Consider the following 16,072-nt stretch of genomic DNA (forward strand, 5'->3'; position numbering starts at 1 on the left):
TTTCTACACTCCCTATTAATGCATCATGCGTCGTACTGCATAAATTTCTGGAACACGTTTAATGCGTTCTACTACTTTTTTCAGGTGTTGTAAGTTACGAATAGAGATTGACATATTAATTGTCGCCATCTTATTACGGTCACTTCTACCCGAAACGGCCGAAATGTACGTTTTCGTCTCTGTAACAGCTTGTAATACTTCGTTTAATAAACCACGGCGATCGTAACCTGAAATTTCAATATCAACGTTATACTCAATTTCTTTTTCAGGACTACCTTCCCACTCTACTTCTAATAAACGTTCTATAGCTTCTTCTGTATGAACATTTACACAATCACGGCGGTGAATTGATACGCCTCGGCCTTTCGTAATATATCCAACGATATCATCACCAGGTACTGGGTTACAGCATTTTGATAAGCGAATTAATAAATTATCCGCACCGCTTACTTTAACGCCAGAATCCCATTTTCGAATTTTCATCGGTTTACGAACTTCTTTAACTTCAACAATCTCTTCTTCTTCACGTTGCTTACGGAACTTGTCCGTTAATCGCGTAACAATTTGTGATGCAGTGATGCCATTATATCCAACTGCAGCAAACATATCTTCTTCATTTGCAAAGTTGAATTTTTCAGCAACACGTTTTAAATTGTCAGGAGCTAACACTTCTTTCATCTCATACTCTAGGCTACGTACTTCTTTCTCAACAAGTTCACGGCCTTTCTCAATATTTTCATCTCTACGTTGCTTCTTAAAGAATTGACGTATTTTGTTTTTTGCATGAGATGTTTGAGCTAGTTTCACCCAATCTTGACTTGGTCCATACGAATGTTTCGATGTTAAAATCTCAATAATGTCACCTGTTTTTAATTTATAATCAAGTGTCACCATTTTCCCGTTTACTTTTGCACCAATTGTTTTATTCCCAATCTCTGAATGCACGCGATATGCAAAGTCAATCGGAACAGATCCAAGTGGTAGTTCCATTACATCGCCTTTCGGTGTAAAGACGAATACCATGTCAGAGAATAAATCAATTTTTAACGACTCCATAAACTCTTCTGCATTAGAAGCTTCATTTTGCCATTCTAATATTTGACGGAACCATGTAAGTTTCTTCTCTAATGTGCCTGTTGTTTCTGCTGTTTTTCCTTCTTTATACGCCCAGTGTGCCGCGATCCCGAATTCTGCAATTTCATGCATTTCTTTCGTACGAATTTGCACTTCAAGTGGATCACCTTTCGGCCCAATTACAGTCGTATGAAGAGATTGATATAGATTTGCTTTCGGCATTGCAATATAATCTTTAAAACGACCTGGCATCGGCTTCCAGCACGTATGAATAATTCCAAGTACTGCATAACAATCTTTAATACTATTTACAACGACACGTACAGCTAATAAATCGTAAATTTCATTGAACTGTTTATTTTGCAGTGCCATTTTACGATAAATACTATAAATATGTTTTGGTCTTCCAGAAATTTCAGGTTGAATTGCAACTTCGTCTAATTTCTCACGAATACCAGTCATTACTTCGTCTAAATACTCTTCACGTTCTGCACGTTTACGCTTCATTAAATTTACAATACGATAATATTGCTGTGGATTTAAATAGCGAAGTGACGTATCCTCTAGCTCCCATTTAATAGTACTAATTCCGAGTCTATGTGCTAAAGGTGCAAAGATTTCTAACGTTTCATTTGCAATGCGACGCTGCTTCTCTTGAGGCAAATGTTTCAATGTACGCATGTTATGAAGACGATCAGCTAGTTTAATTAAAATAACTCGAATATCTTGAGCCATTGCAATAAACATTTTGCGATGGTTTTCTGCTTGTTGCTGCTCATGAGATTTATATTTAATCTTTCCGAGCTTTGTCACACCATCGACAAGCATAGCAATTTCTTTATTAAATTCCCGTTCAATATCTTCTAAAGTAATCTCTGTATCTTCTACTACATCATGTAAGAAACCTGCTGATACTGTAGCTGGATCCATGTGTAAATCAACTAAAATACCTGCAACTTGAATTGGATGAATAATGTACGGTTCACCCGATTTTCTATATTGTTCGCTATGCGCATCGCGTGCATATTCATAGGCACGTGCTACTAGCTCAATATCTTCATCCACTAAATATTGACTTGCTTTCTCGAGTACCTGTTCAGCTGTTAGTACCTGCTCATTTGCCATCGAATCACCTTTTATTGAAAATTGACTTTATCTTAATTAAATAGAATAAATTATATTCTATCATTATAACCCAATGATTGTGAATTGTGAAAAGGAAAAGATTTTACTGACATTTCACCATAATTTTTTGTTCAATTATACAAAAGTACCCGCTCCTCTCCAAGAGATTCACGGGTACTTTTTATCACCGTAGTTTTACTATATAGTGATTAGTATTTTTCTAATACTAATACATCGTAACCATCTAACATTTTACGACCATCTAAGTAAGTAAGTTCTACTAAGAATGCAATTCCTGCTACAACTCCGCCTAGCTCTTCAACTAACTTAATTGTCGCTTCAATTGTTCCACCTGTAGCTAATAAGTCATCTGTAATTAATACGCGTTGACCTGGTTTAATTGCATCTTTATGGATTGTTAAAACGTCTTTACCATATTCTTTACCGTAGTCAACAGTAATTACTTCACGTGGTAATTTTCCTAATTTACGAACTGGCGCAAATCCTACTTCTAATGCATAAGAAACTGGGCAACCGATAATAAAGCCACGTGCTTCTGGTCCTACTACAAGGTCGATGTCTCTCTCTTTTGCATACTCAACGATTGCATCTGTTGCTGCTTTGTATGCTTTACCGTCGTTCATTAACGGTGTAATGTCTTTAAACACGATACCTTCTTTCGGATAATCCGGTACAATTGCGATATGTTGCTTGAAATCCATATTTCTGAATCCTCCTCAGATCTAAAAGGTTTGTAAATACAAATCCTTTACCCTAACTGTTCTACTTCTTTATGATTACGAATCGTTTCAAACCATGTATATAGTTGCTGATATGTGCTATAAACCAATTCTTTTTCTAATTGTAAGTGGTTCATTTTCTCACGATATGTGTTCGATTCAATTAAATCACGCTTTTGTTTTTTGTCTGCCATAAAAATGACGCCATCTTTTATTGTAACAAATTCTAACTCAAAAAACACCTGTGTCATGAAATTTACTGTATCTTTTGACCAACCTTTATGCTGACATAGTTGCGCTCCATATTGTCTTAAAGAAAATGGTGATTTTTGGCTCAAGAACGAATAGTACCATTTAAAGTGTTCTCTCGTTGGAACAGTACTAAATAAATGATTATTCTCTTGATAAAATAGTGTATAAATTCGCGACGGGAACCCCACTTTAAATAGCTCTCGTAATTCATCTGTTCCTTTCGGTAAATCAAGGAACACGATGTATTGATCATCTAATTCTGTTACTTCTGATGCATGCATCATATACTCTTTATAGTCTTCTAAAGAAAATTTATTCAATACCTCTTCAGAAAAATACACCATCGTTATTTTTTCTTTCTGAAGCTCTGCTATATTTGCTTCTACGTTACGCATACTACGCCAATCAAATAATTGCCATGCCTCTACCGCAATATCTTGTACCATTAATTGCGGCTTCTTGAAATTATTCCATTCATTAATAGACGCTTCCCCGATTACAGATACTTTTGCAACTGGAGAAATTTCTTTCGCATACGCACCAAATCCAAATCCAATTGTATCCAGTGTTGCTTGTCCATCACGAAGAGCCATTTTTAAATGTGAACCGTCTGATCCGATTGCACGAATACTTTCTAACTCCGCATCTTTCACTGCAATACGTGGCTTTGGATTTCCAACACCAAATGGTGCTAACTTTTGCATATCTTCAATTGCTGCAAGTGTTACGTCCTCCACTTTACAAAATGCATCGACAGCTGTAATTGGAATAAAATCTTCTTCTGTTAAAATTACCTCTGCTTGCTCATTTAAACGGCGGCGTAATTCATCTACATCATTCATATGTAGCGTCATTCCCGCTGCCATCGGATGTCCTCCGAAGTGTGGCAATAACTCTCTACAATCTGACAAGTTTGCAAACAAATCAAATCCTGCAATACTACGCGCTGAACCTTTTGCTGTTTCTTTCACAGGATCAATGCATAATACAATCGTTGGACGATAAAAACGTTCAACTAATTTAGAAGCGACAATTCCAATTACACCTGGATTCCATCCTTCTTTTGCAAGCACTAATACTTTATTGTCTTCAGGCGGGAAATTCGTTTCCACTTCAGCGATAGCTTCTTCTGTAATTTGCTTTACAATATCTTTTCGCAGTTTGTTCAGCTCATCAATTTCTTCAGCCAGCTCTTTCGCTTCTTCGGGATCCTCTGATAATAAAAGATGTACAGCCGGCGTAGCATCCTCTAAACGTCCAACTGCATTAATACGCGGTGCGATTGAGAAGCCAATACTCTCTTCTGTAATTTCACTTTGTGAAACGTTAGCAACTTTAAATAGCGCCTTTAGTCCAATATTTTTCGTCATGCGCATATGTTTTAAACCGCGCTTCACTAGCAATCTATTCTCTCCATGAAGTGATACTAAATCAGCCACTGTACCAATTACTGCAATTTCTAATAAATGTTCTGGTACACGGCCGAGTAGTGCATGCGCAACTTTAAACGCAACACCAACGCCCGCTAAATAGTGAAACGGATACACACCGCCATCTAATTTCGGGTGAATAATCGCAAGTGCTTCTGGCAATTCTGGTGGCGGCTCATGGTGATCTGTAATAATTAGATCTATCCCAAGTTCCTTCGCTACTTTCGCTTCATGTACAGCTGCGATACCAGTATCGACAGTAATAATGAGTGAGAATCCTGCGCTATGTGCCCAACGAAATGCGTCTTCGTTTGGTCCATATCCTTCTGTAAAACGGTTTGGAATATAAAATTCTACATCTGCACCTAATTCTTGCAAGGCAAGATATAACACAGTCGTACTACTTACTCCGTCCGCATCGTAGTCACCAAATATTAATATTTGCTCTCCATTTTGAATCGCCTTATTTACACGTTCTACCGTTCTATCCATTCCTTCTAATAAAAATGGATCATGAAATTCTTGATTTTCTGTATTTAAAAAATCTAAAATCTTATCTTCTGTATCTAGTCCTCTACCGAGGAATAACGAAACGACAAGTGGTGATAATTGTAATTTACTTGCTAATTCACTCACTCGCTCGCCATTATATTCTTTTTCTTTCCAACGCGTCTTCGGTTGTAACACGAAATCACCCCTTAACCTGTTCATTATACAAGACAGATTAAGGGGTGACAATATAATGCAAACTACGATGCAATATCTATATACTAAAATGTTAATAATGTTTAATTTGGAGAATACGGATTTATATGTACAAACACATTTTGTACGTTATCTTGTTTCATAAGCGTTTCTTTCACATGCTTTCCAATGCGATGCCCTTCTTCTACAGTAATGTATGGATCTACAGAAACTTTAATATCAACAATAACGTAATGACCATGTTCCCTGGCGTATAAAGAACCAATTTTTTTCACACCATCTATTTGAAGTACTGCTTCTCTAAGCGGAATAACATCTTCCTCATGAAGAACATGATCAAGCGTTGCATGAATTGCTTCTGCCCCAATACTCCATGCCATTTTTGCAACAAGAAGTGAAACAAATAATCCTGCAATTGGATCGGCATACACAAGCCAATCTAACCCGAACTTACCACCAATAATCGCTGCACAAATACCGATTAAAGCTGCAATTGAAGAAAATACATCTGAACGGTGCTCATATGCATTTGCAATAATTGCATCACTATTTACCTTTTTCCCTAATCGAAACTTATATTGAAACATTCCTTCTTTCACAACAATCGAAAGAACGACAGCAAAAATCGTAATCCCTTTCGGTGGTTCTAGTTCCTGCGAAAAAGCTTTTATGGACGAAATCGCTATCTCGATTCCCACAATAAATAATAATACTGCAACAATAATCGCTGAAATCGATTCCGCTTTACCATGACCATACGGATGATCTTCATCGGGCGGCTGCTTTGCTGCTCGTAACCCAAACAGTACAGCTAGTGAACCAATTACATCTGATGCAGAATGCACCGCATCTGCTAATAGCGCTTTACTGTTTCCAATATAACCAATTACCGCCTTTACAATCGCTAATATAATATTACCAACGATCCCGACAATAGCACCAAACTCGGCCTGTTTAAAACGTTCATCTTTTTCCATAATTAAAATCCCTTCTTTTCTTAACCTATCTTTTTATCCCACTTTAATGGGCAGTAAGACCCCCACCTCAAAATTCAGCGAAAGCAAAGAAGTAAAGTGGGGGATCAACTGCCCATAAAAGTCCGATTGGTGAAGGCTAATAATCAGTGGGGGATGAAGAAAACTCCCACTGATTAAAGTTTCACTTTATTGTAACAAAAACAGCGATACCATCACCACTTTCTTCCATTTTATCATTTCAAAGTAACTATCTTATTGTATCCACAAACGAAAAAAGAGATGCCTCATAAAGAGACATCATCTTTTTTATACTTGCGGTTCAGATTCTACTTTCTCAACCTTTTTCTTGTTTTTGCCCTTTTTCAAACGACGGTTTTCAAGCATTAACCAAATTTGAGAAGCAACGAAAACAGAAGAATACGTACCTACAACTAATCCAACAAGTAACGCAAACGAGAAGTTACGTAGTGACTCACTACCGAAGATAAGCAGTGCAATTACTGGGAATAACACTGTTAATACAGTATTAATCGAACGACCAAGCGTTTGACGAATACTCGCATTCACAATTTCTTCTAAGTCTTTTATATCGCGTACTCGTTTTTTCTGTTTGTATAATTCACGGTTTCTATCGAATGTAACGATCGAGTCATTAATAGAATAACCGATGATTGTTAATACCGCAGCGATAAACGTTAAGTCTACCTCTAATTGGAAAATACTAAATATAACAATCATAACGAATGCATCATGTAATAATGCAAGTACTGCAGATAATGCATACGTAAATCGGAATCGAATGCTTACGTATAAAATGATAACCGCAGAAGCGATTAATACTGCGATAAATGCATTTCGTGCAATTTCTTTACCGATTGTCGGCGAAACTGTACTTACGTTTGGATCTGTACCATATTTATCGTGGAAGAATGTTTTTGTTTTCGCAATTTCATCTTTTGATAGAACACCTAATGTACGAACTGCGAATCCTTTATTGTCATCTCCAGTCGGTACAATGTTTTCTTCTTTCACATCAATGTTCAATTCTTTAAAATCTTTATAAACATCAGATACAGTAACTGCTTGTTTTGATTGCAAGTCGATACGTGTACCACTCGCAAAATCAATACCAAGATTCAATTTGAAAATTGGTAAAATAATTGCACCTGCAATTACAACTACAATCGAGAAAACAAGGAATTTATGACCGATATTTACGAAGTTAATACGATCAAATCTTGTCGGTGGGTGTACTACACCTTTTGTTAATGGAATAATATCCTTTTGTTTCACACCAAAGTATCCTGGTTTTTTATCGAAGTAACGGCTCTTTACAAGTAAACTTAGTAAGAAACGAGTACCGAATACGTTCGTAATGAAACCGACTAAAATACTTACGATTAAACTTGTTGCGAACCCTTTTACAGAACTATTACCATAAACGAATAATACACCAGCTGCCGCAAGAGTCGTAACGTTTGCATCTAAAATTGTTGCTAATGAACGATGGTTACCAGCACGGAATGCTGACATCATTGACTTACCAATTTTCAGCTCTTCTTTCAGTCTCTCGTACGTAATAATATTCGCATCAACCGCGATACCTACCCCGAGCACTAACGCCGCAATACCTGGCAACGTAAGAACTGCATGCATCCAGTTAAACACAAGTAATGTGACAAAAATGTATAGACCTAACATAATAACCGCTACAAGTCCTGGTAATCGGTAGAATACAAGCATAAATAAGAAAATAAGAGCGATACCAATCGCACTAGCGAAAATCGTTTGCTCTAACGCTTGTTGACCAAATTTCGCTCCAACAGATGTTGAATACATTTCTTTTAAATCAACAGGAAGTGCACCTGCATTTAATAAAGATGAAAGTTGTTTCGCGCTTTCAACTGTAAAGTTTCCACCTACGATAGATACTTCAGCTTGGTTAAACACTTGGTTTACTGTTGCTGCTGATAAGAACTTTGGATTCGGTTTTGCAGATTCTGCTTTGTACGAATCTTTTCCTTCTTCAAAATCAAGCCAAATTACCATTAAATTCGTTGGTGGTGGCATTTTTGAAATTTTTTCAGTTACTTCGCGGAATTTTTCAGCACTCTTTAATGTAAGACCTACGCTCGCACGGCCTTGCTCATCAAATGTTTGCTTCGCTCCGCCGCCTTTTAAATCCGTTCCATCCATAAGAAGATTGTCATCTACATCACGGAATGTTAATTTCGCTTGTGTTGACAACATCTCACGTGCTTTTTGCTGATCTTGTACACCAGCAAGCTGTACACGAATTCGGTCCTGCCCTTCAATTTGAATGTTCGGTTCACTTACACCAAGTACATTGACACGATTTTCAAGAGCACCTACTGTACTTACAAGTGCCTCTCGGTCAATTTTATCACCTTTTTTGGCTGGTTTTACTTCATAAAGAATTTCAAAACCACCGCGAAGGTCTAGTCCTAGACTAATTCCTTTTGCTATGTCTTTTCCTGCCGCACCAATTACTCCACCGATTAATAAAACGATGAGGAAAAAGGCGGCAATTCTCGTACCACGCTTTGCCATATGTACCCTCTTTCCGCTACTAACACTTCAAATAAATCTTTTACGATTCACTTTCACACGTGTGCATACGCCAGTTAGTAGACTTCCTTTCTATAATTTTGCTAGCTCATCACTAGCTGTGCCGGTAAGTTTTCACATTACCTACACTTTCATTATTTGTTTTCTCTCTTCACTACCTCCTTTATATATGATCTTAGACATAATTATTTCCTCATTATCAATACCTATCATTATACTGCAAAAGGAAGAACAAACCAATTGCAGTCGGTTATTTATTTTCATATTCATCAAATGACCAAAGTGGCGCTTGATATGCTTCAACAGTTAAATACGTCATATATTCATTAGCTGTTACTGTTAATACGTCATTAACTAATTCATACAATCTAACGTCACTGTCTATCTTCTTCCACTTTTTCATTTTAAGAAACTTCCAAATGTCATCATCTGTTACTCGGTCGTAGCCGAACATTTGGAACTCTTCTACTTTACTTTCTAAAACGACTTGTAACTGTCCGCGGTATGATTCTACCAAAGCCTCTCTATCTAACATATATAACATCTCCTTCTTATTTCAGCACGAAAAGTCGCTTTTAATCCCGCTCTATTGGACAGCAATAACTACTTTCAAGAGCACTCTCTTAAATGCTTGTCATTCTTGTCTCGTACGTGCATATAAATTATTGTAAATCATTCCACTGATTTTGAGAAGGTAGGAGAAGACCATGACGAGACAAAGCTTTTTAAAAGGCGCATTTATTTTAATGATAGCCGGCTTTATTACCAAAATTCTAGGATTTATTAATCGTATTGTAATGGCACGTATTTTAGGAGAAGAAGGCGTTGGCCTTTATATGATGGCCGTCCCTACATTTATTCTAGCAATTACATTAACACAAATCGGTCTTCCTGTCGCAATCGCAAAATTTGTAGCAGAAGCAGAAGCTGTGAATGATAAACAAAAAGTAAAAAAAATATTAACCGTATCATTAGCTGTTACATCCGTTATTAGTATCATTTTAACAATTGGAATTATGCTCCTCACACCTATTTTAGCAAAAACATTATTAACTGATGAACGGACGTATTATCCATTAATGGCTATTTTACCTGTCGTTCCTGTTATTGCTGTTTCTTCTGTTTTACGCGGCTATTTCCAAGGGAAACAAAATATGAAACCTAGCGCTTACGCCCAAGTTATAGAACAAATTGTCCGCATTACAATTATCGCTATATGTATTCAATTATTTTTACCTTACGGCGTAGAATATGCTGCAGCCGGCGCTATGTTATCAGCCGTTCTCGGTGAAGTGGCATCGTTATTATTTTTACTCACTTTATTCCAGCGCGAAAAACATTTATCTATACGCTCTGGATTTTTCACTACTGTAAGGGAAAGCAAGGGGACATTCTATTCTCTTATGGATATTGCACTTCCAACTACAGGAAGTCGTTTAATCGGTTCCGTTTCCTATTTCTTTGAACCTATCGTCGTTATGCAAAGCTTAGCGATTGCCGGCGTTGCTGCCTCCGTCGCAACCCAGCAATACGGTATATTAAACGGGTATGCATTCCCGCTCCTTTCACTGCCAGCCTTTATTACATACGCTCTTTCTACAGCACTCGTTCCATCTATTAGCGAGGCAATGGCAAAAAGACAACATAAATTAGTAGAACACCGCTTACAACAAGCTCTTCGGATTTCACTCATTACTGGCGGATGGTCGGTCGTTATATTATACGTATTTGCTTCTCCTGTTTTAACCCTTATGTATGGATCGGATAGTGCAACAGCGTTCATCCAGCTTCTTGCACCTTGCTTTTTATTTCATTATTTTCAAAGTCCACTTACCTCTGTTTTACAAGCTTTAAACTTAGCACGTGCGGCCATGATGAATACGTTTATTGGTGCAATCGTGAAATTAATTGTTATTTTTGTACTAGCTTCAAGGCCAGAGTTTCAAATGATGGGGGTTGCCCTTGCAATTGCAGCAAATATCGTAACAGTAACATTTCTTCATTATGCTACTGTTTTAAAGAAAATTACATTTACCATTTACGCAAAAGACTATATTTTTGGCGGACTTGCCATCGGTATCGCAGGCTCCTTCGGTTTTTACCTTCATAAGTATATAGTTTTCTCTCATTCACTTGGCATACAAACACTATGGGAAATCACTTTAACAACACTCGTTTATATTGTACTCCTCTTCATTTTCAAGCTCATTCGAAAAGAAGAGCTAAGTCGTCTCCCTATCATTCGAAAACTTTCATTTTTGAAGTAAACGGGCTTACTATTTCGTATAGTAAGCCTCTAGTTTTCTTTCAAATCAACAAAAAATTGTCCATTTTGAAAACTACAGTATAAAATTTTTGTTACATCGTTATAGCCTAAGTTTTTTAATTTTTCAACGAGCCACTCATCTGTATGTTCAATCATTTGCAAATGATTAGATTGAATTTCTCCATCGATAATAAGGGGAAGCGTAAACTGCAATGCATCCTGCCCGCCTTTTTGTTTTTGAAAGACAGATAACTTCCCAGATGGTTCTAAAATAGCATATTCTACATCCCTTATATCTCCAACTCCCTGCTCCCTTAATTGCATCATTAAATCATCTATATTATAACGTTGCTTTCTCATCTTCTTTTCATCAATCTTTCCCGCATTTACAAGAATGGCCGGCTCACCTTCTATTAAATGCCGAAATCGTTGATACTTTAACGAAATAACTGACAAAATAATTTGTATACACATAAGAAAGGTCATCGGAACTAATTGGTGCCAAAGTGATTTATCGGTATTTTCAATTGCGACTACTGCCATTTCACCAAGCATAATGAATACGACTAAATCTAATACACTTAGCTCTCCAATTTCACGTTTACCCATAAGACGAAAAATAATTAAGATGATGATATACAACAGCATCGTCCGGCCAATGATTGATACCCATTCCATTTCTACATCTCCTTTTTACGTATAGACTCCCCTATAAAAAAGAAAATAGTCTAACTTAGGCAAAAGGAAAATATGCTTGTATTAAAAAGGGGGAATGTATAAATGGATGGAACGAAAAAATTATCAACTGCAATCGGCTTCGGTATCGTTATCCTATTAATTCTCGCAACAGTTACTAGCATGATTATGGCTCTTTTATTAAAATTTACAGATATGAATGAAGGAACATTAGCTGTCACTATTTTTATACTAGCACTTTTATCTATGCTTATATCCGGGTTTACTGCCGGCAAAAAAGCACAAGGGAAAGGTTGGCTAGTAGGCTTCACAACAGGACTTACATTCGCCATACTTGTTTTTCTAGTTAACTATTTAGGCTTCTCTCAAACTTTATCGAGCTCACAGTTACTTTATCAATTAGCATTAATGGGCGCGAGTACACTCGGTGGCATTTTCGGTGTAAATATGTCCAAACAAAATAACTAAAAAAGGCCCTGCACATTTCATGCAGGGCCTTCCTCATTAGTTTTTCACAACTTCACGAATCGCATTACGATCGAAAGTTAAATGTGAACCGCCAGATTTAATAACGATTTTCGTCTCATCTACTGATTCGATTGTACCGTGTAAACCACCGATTGTTACGATAGCATCACCTTTTGCTAACTCACTTTGCATTTGAGCAACTGCTTTTTGACGTTTTTGTTGCGGGCGAATTAATAAGAAATAGAAAATCGCAAACATCGCAACGATCATAACGATATTCATCATACCTGGATTCATCTTTTGTTCCTCCTTTTAAATTATGTATTAGAAGTTTTTAGCATTCGGTTTATTAAAGCCATACTGTTCAAAGAACTCTTCGCGGAAATCGCCAAGACGGTCTTCACGAATAGCTTGTCTCACCTGCTCCATTAAGTTTAACAGAAAATGAAGGTTGTGATAAGACGTTAAACGAATTCCGAACGTTTCATCACACTTCATTAAGTGACGAATGTACGCACGAGAGTAATTTTTACATGTATAGCAATCACAGTTTGGATCAAGCGGACCGAAGTCTCTTGCGAATTTCGCATTTTTGACAACTAGACGGCCTTCACTTGTCATACATGTACCATTTCGAGCGATACGAGTTGGAAGTACGCAGTCAAACATATCAATACCACGAATTGCACCATCGATTAATGAGTCAGGAGAACCTACTCCCATTAAGTAACGTGGCTTATTATCTGGAAGAAGTGGTGTTGTAAACTCAAGTACACGGTTCATAATATCTTTCGGCTCACCTACAGATAAACCACCTACCGCGTAACCAGGGAAGTCCATTGAAACAAGGTCTTTTGCACTTTGGCGGCGAAGCTCTTCAAACTCCCCACCCTGTACAATACCGAATAAACCTTGATCTTGTGGACGTTCATGTGCTTTTAAGCAACGCTCTGCCCAACGACTTGTACGCTCTACAGACTTCTTCATGTATTCGAAAGTAGCTGGGAATGGTGGACACTCATCAAACGCCATCATAATATCTGAACCTAATGCATTTTGAATTTCCATCGCTTTTTCTGGTGATAAGAATAATTTATCTCCATTTAAGTGGTTACGGAAGTGAACGCCTTCCTCTTCAATGCGACGGAAGTCACTTAAACTGAATACTTGGAAACCACCAGAGTCCGTTAAGATTGCACGATCCCAGTTCATAAATTTATGCAAACCGCCTGCTTCACGAATGATTTCGTGACCCGGACGTAGCCATAAATGATACGTATTACTTAAAATAATGCCAGAATCCATTGCTTTTAATTCTTCTGGTGACATTGTCTTAACTGTTGCAAGCGTACCAACTGGCATAAATGTTGGTGTATCAAATGAACCGTGCGGCGTATGTACACGTCCTAAACGGGCACCCGTTTGTTTACAAGTTTTAATAAATTCATAACGAATTGCTGTCATAATTTACTCCTTTTATTTGTTTCCCATTTTAGCGTGAGAGGCAACGAACATTGCATCACCAAAGCTAAAGAAACGATATTTTTCTTTTACTGCTTCATTATAAGCATGAAGTACATTATCTCTGTTTGCAAATGCACTTACAAGCATAATTAATGTTGATTTCGGTAAATGGAAGTTTGTAATTAAACCATCAATTGCTTTAAATTCGTAACCTGGGTACATAAAAATGTCTGTCCAGCCAGAAGCAGCACAAAGCTTGCCATCATGATCTGTCGCAATTGTCTCTAACGTACGAGTTGATGTCGTACCTACCGTAATAATACGTCCACCATTCTCTTTTACACGGTTTAATAATGCCGCCGTCTCTTCAGACATATGGTAATATTCTGCGTGCATATGGTGTTCTTCAATCGTATCAGCAGAAACTGGTCTAAATGTTCCAAGCCCTACGTGAAGTGTGATGAAAGCTAACTCAACGCCTTTTTGTTTTAACTTCTCCAGTAACTCTTCTGTAAAGTGAAGTCCTGCTGTCGGCGCTGCTGCTGAACCGATTTCTTTCGCATATACTGTTTGATAGCGATCGCGATCTTCTAGCGTCTCTTTAATATATGGAGGAAGTGGCATTTCTCCAAGTTCATCTAAAATTTCATAGAAGATGCCGTCATATGAAAATTCAAGCTGACGTCCACCTTGATCTGCAGTTCCTGTGCAAGTTGCTTTTAATTTCCCTTCGCCAAAAGAGATAACAGTTCCTTCTTTTACACGTTTCGCTGGCTTAACAAGCGTCTCCCACTTATCGCCTTCTTCTTGTTTTAAAAGAAGTACTTCAATGTGTGCGCCTGTATCTTCTTTCACACCATGCAGACGAGCAGGCATTACTTTCGTTTCATTTAAAACTAAGCAATCCCCCTCATGTAAGTAAGAAAGAATGTCTGTAAAATGTTTATGCTCAATATCACCTGTTTCGCGGTCTAACACCATTAATCTTGATGTTTCACGCTCTTCTAATGGGACCTGTGCAATAAGTTCTTCTGGTAAATGAAAATCAAACAGATTAATATCCATAACTATATCCACCTATTTCTTATTTGAATCGATTTATTATATACATAATAAAAGATAATACAATACTTAACACAATACATGTAATGATAGGAAAATAAAAGGTAACGTTTCCTTTTTTCACAAAAATATCGCCTGGAAGTCTTCCAATGAACTTCCAAGCTAAGCCAACAACGATAAGTAAGATACCTGCTGTAATAAGCAATTTTGGCATCTCCGTCATACTTTTGGCATCTCCATTCCGAAATGCTCATATGCAAGTGGCGTTACAATTCGACCCCTTGGCGTTCGTTGTAAAAAGCCAATTTGTAATAAATACGGCTCATACACATCTTCAATCGTATGAGATTCTTCTCCAATCGTTGCCGAAACCGTTTCTAATCCAACTGGACCACCACGGAACTTCTCAATAATACCAAGCAATAATTTATGGTCAATATGATCTAGACCTAATTTATCTACTTGCAGTAGCTCTAATGCCATTTGTGTAATTTCCATCGTAACCGTTCCATTACCACGAACTTGTGCGAAATCTCGTACACGTCGTAATAAACGATTCGCAATACGAGGTGTACCACGAGCACGTCTTGCAATTTCTAGTGCGGCTAACGAGTCAATTTCAACTTCGAATACTTCTGCTGTACGTTCAACAATCTCAGAAAGCTGATCTACTGTGTAATATTCTAATCTTGAAAGCACACCGAAACGGTCACGAAGCGGCGCTGATAATGCACCTGCACGCGTCGTTGCTCCAACTAATGTAAATGGCGGTAAATCTAATCGTACAGACCGTGCTGAAGGCCCTTTTCCAATTACGATATCAAGGCAAAAGTCTTCCATCGCAGGATACAATACTTCTTCAATTGATCTATGCAAACGATGAATTTCATCAATAAATAATACATCCCCTGGCTGAAGTGCTGTTAAGACAGCCGCTAAATCACCTGGTCTTTCAATTGCCGGTCCTGAAGTTGTTCTAACATTTACGCCCATTTCATTGGCAATAATATTCGCAAGCGTCGTTTTACCAAGACCTGGTGGTCCATATAAAAGCACGTGATCCAACGTTTCTTCACGCATTTTCGCCGCTTCAATAAACACCTCTAAATTATGTTTCGCTTTATCTTGGCCAATATACTGACGGAGTGTCTGTGGCCGTAATGAATATTCTAAATCCGCATCTTCATATGCAGACTCCCCTGAAAGGAGACGTTCGTCCATTAT

The 16,072-nt window shown here is 37.6% G+C and carries 14 protein-coding genes; 2 read left to right on the forward strand and 12 right to left on the reverse strand.

Annotated elements, in window-relative coordinates; all coding sequences use genetic code 11:
• Positions 1–15: 15 nt before the first annotated feature.
• The 6 genes from relA to EKQ63_RS23615 all read right to left on the reverse strand — a co-directional run bounded on the left by relA (position 16) and on the right by EKQ63_RS23615 (position 9,427).
• Complete coding sequence (relA, locus tag EKQ63_RS23590; RefSeq protein ID WP_001262809.1) at positions 16–2,199, reverse strand: GTP diphosphokinase; 2,184 nt, start codon at positions 2,197–2,199, stop codon at positions 16–18.
• Positions 2,200–2,408: 209 nt separating this feature from the next.
• Positions 2,409–2,921 (reverse strand): adenine phosphoribosyltransferase, encoded by a 513-nt coding sequence (locus EKQ63_RS23595; protein WP_000346214.1) that lies wholly within the window; start codon positions 2,919–2,921, stop codon positions 2,409–2,411.
• 47 nt (positions 2,922–2,968) lie between these two features.
• Entirely contained in the window at positions 2,969–5,308 is a 2,340-nt protein-coding gene (gene recJ / locus EKQ63_RS23600; RefSeq protein WP_087954222.1) for a single-stranded-DNA-specific exonuclease RecJ, read from the reverse strand.
• 101 nt (positions 5,309–5,409) lie between these two features.
• Positions 5,410–6,303, reverse strand: a complete 894-nt coding sequence (locus EKQ63_RS23605; protein WP_087954221.1) for a cation diffusion facilitator family transporter — start codon at positions 6,301–6,303, stop codon at positions 5,410–5,412.
• Positions 6,304–6,609: 306 nt separating this feature from the next.
• Entirely contained in the window at positions 6,610–8,874 is a 2,265-nt protein-coding gene (secDF, locus tag EKQ63_RS23610) for a protein translocase subunit SecDF (RefSeq protein ID WP_087954220.1), read from the reverse strand.
• Positions 8,875–9,142: 268 nt separating this feature from the next.
• Positions 9,143–9,427: a post-transcriptional regulator gene (locus EKQ63_RS23615; protein WP_087954219.1), complete on the reverse strand. Its 285-nt coding sequence runs from the start codon at positions 9,425–9,427 to the stop codon at positions 9,143–9,145.
• Positions 9,428–9,599: 172 nt separating this feature from the next.
• On the opposite strand from EKQ63_RS23615, the gene spoVB reads away from it, so the two are divergent.
• Complete coding sequence (gene spoVB / locus EKQ63_RS23620; protein ID WP_087954218.1) at positions 9,600–11,159, forward strand: stage V sporulation protein B; 1,560 nt, start codon at positions 9,600–9,602, stop codon at positions 11,157–11,159.
• A 29-nt stretch (positions 11,160–11,188) separates the two neighbouring features.
• On the opposite strand, the gene EKQ63_RS23625 is transcribed toward spoVB, so the two are convergent.
• Positions 11,189–11,836, reverse strand: a complete 648-nt coding sequence (locus tag EKQ63_RS23625) for a DUF421 domain-containing protein (RefSeq protein ID WP_000455381.1) — start codon at positions 11,834–11,836, stop codon at positions 11,189–11,191.
• Between the two features lie 102 nt (positions 11,837–11,938).
• On the opposite strand from EKQ63_RS23625, the gene EKQ63_RS23630 reads away from it, so the two are divergent.
• Positions 11,939–12,322: a TIGR04086 family membrane protein gene (locus EKQ63_RS23630; RefSeq protein WP_087954217.1), complete on the forward strand. Its 384-nt coding sequence runs from the start codon at positions 11,939–11,941 to the stop codon at positions 12,320–12,322.
• A 36-nt stretch (positions 12,323–12,358) separates the two neighbouring features.
• Here EKQ63_RS23630 and yajC read toward each other — a convergent pair whose 3' ends face one another.
• Genes yajC through ruvB form a run of 5 tightly spaced genes read right to left on the reverse strand, consistent with a single transcriptional unit; the run spans position 12,359 to position 16,069 of the window.
• The gene (gene yajC / locus EKQ63_RS23635) at positions 12,359–12,619 is read right to left on the reverse strand and encodes a preprotein translocase subunit YajC (protein WP_001068065.1); all 261 of its coding nucleotides are present in this window, start codon (positions 12,617–12,619) and stop codon (positions 12,359–12,361) included.
• 27 nt (positions 12,620–12,646) lie between these two features.
• Complete coding sequence (tgt, locus tag EKQ63_RS23640; protein ID WP_000125362.1) at positions 12,647–13,786, reverse strand: tRNA guanosine(34) transglycosylase Tgt; 1,140 nt, start codon at positions 13,784–13,786, stop codon at positions 12,647–12,649.
• A 12-nt stretch (positions 13,787–13,798) separates the two neighbouring features.
• Entirely contained in the window at positions 13,799–14,851 is a 1,053-nt protein-coding gene (queA, locus tag EKQ63_RS23645; RefSeq protein ID WP_000354028.1) for a tRNA preQ1(34) S-adenosylmethionine ribosyltransferase-isomerase QueA, read from the reverse strand.
• Between the two features lie 19 nt (positions 14,852–14,870).
• Positions 14,871–15,071, reverse strand: coding sequence for a DUF2905 domain-containing protein (locus EKQ63_RS23650; RefSeq protein WP_000138162.1), 201 nt, complete (start codon positions 15,069–15,071; stop codon positions 14,871–14,873).
• Positions 15,068–16,069, reverse strand: a complete 1,002-nt coding sequence (gene ruvB / locus EKQ63_RS23655) for a Holliday junction branch migration DNA helicase RuvB (protein ID WP_046197784.1) — start codon at positions 16,067–16,069, stop codon at positions 15,068–15,070. The genes EKQ63_RS23650 and ruvB overlap by 4 nt, the downstream gene beginning before the upstream one ends.
• Between the last annotated feature and the right edge of the window lie 3 nt (positions 16,070–16,072).

This window comes from Bacillus sp. BD59S (assembly GCF_007363175.1).
Taxonomy (GTDB): domain Bacteria; phylum Bacillota; class Bacilli; order Bacillales; family Bacillaceae_G; genus Bacillus_A; species Bacillus_A pacificus.

Coding starts and splice junctions, on each gene's coding strand:
- relA (WP_001262809.1), bottom strand. CDS start 2,199: ATGGCAAATGAGCAGGTACTAACAGCTGAACAGGTACTCGAGAAAGCA.
- EKQ63_RS23595 (WP_000346214.1), bottom strand. CDS start 2,921: ATGGATTTCAAGCAACATATCGCAATTGTACCGGATTATCCGAAAGAA.
- EKQ63_RS23605 (WP_087954221.1), bottom strand. CDS start 6,303: ATGGAAAAAGATGAACGTTTTAAACAGGCCGAGTTTGGTGCTATTGTC.
- secDF (WP_087954220.1), bottom strand. CDS start 8,874: ATGGCAAAGCGTGGTACGAGAATTGCCGCCTTTTTCCTCATCGTTTTA.
- EKQ63_RS23615 (WP_087954219.1), bottom strand. CDS start 9,427: ATGTTAGATAGAGAGGCTTTGGTAGAATCATACCGCGGACAGTTACAA.
- spoVB (WP_087954218.1), top strand. CDS start 9,600: ATGACGAGACAAAGCTTTTTAAAAGGCGCATTTATTTTAATGATAGCC.
- EKQ63_RS23625 (WP_000455381.1), bottom strand. CDS start 11,836: ATGGAATGGGTATCAATCATTGGCCGGACGATGCTGTTGTATATCATC.
- EKQ63_RS23630 (WP_087954217.1), top strand. CDS start 11,939: ATGGATGGAACGAAAAAATTATCAACTGCAATCGGCTTCGGTATCGTT.
- yajC (WP_001068065.1), bottom strand. CDS start 12,619: ATGAATCCAGGTATGATGAATATCGTTATGATCGTTGCGATGTTTGCG.
- tgt (WP_000125362.1), bottom strand. CDS start 13,786: ATGACAGCAATTCGTTATGAATTTATTAAAACTTGTAAACAAACGGGT.
- queA (WP_000354028.1), bottom strand. CDS start 14,851: ATGGATATTAATCTGTTTGATTTTCATTTACCAGAAGAACTTATTGCA.
- EKQ63_RS23650 (WP_000138162.1), bottom strand. CDS start 15,071: ATGACGGAGATGCCAAAATTGCTTATTACAGCAGGTATCTTACTTATC.
- ruvB (WP_046197784.1), bottom strand. CDS start 16,069: ATGGACGAACGTCTCCTTTCAGGGGAGTCTGCATATGAAGATGCGGAT.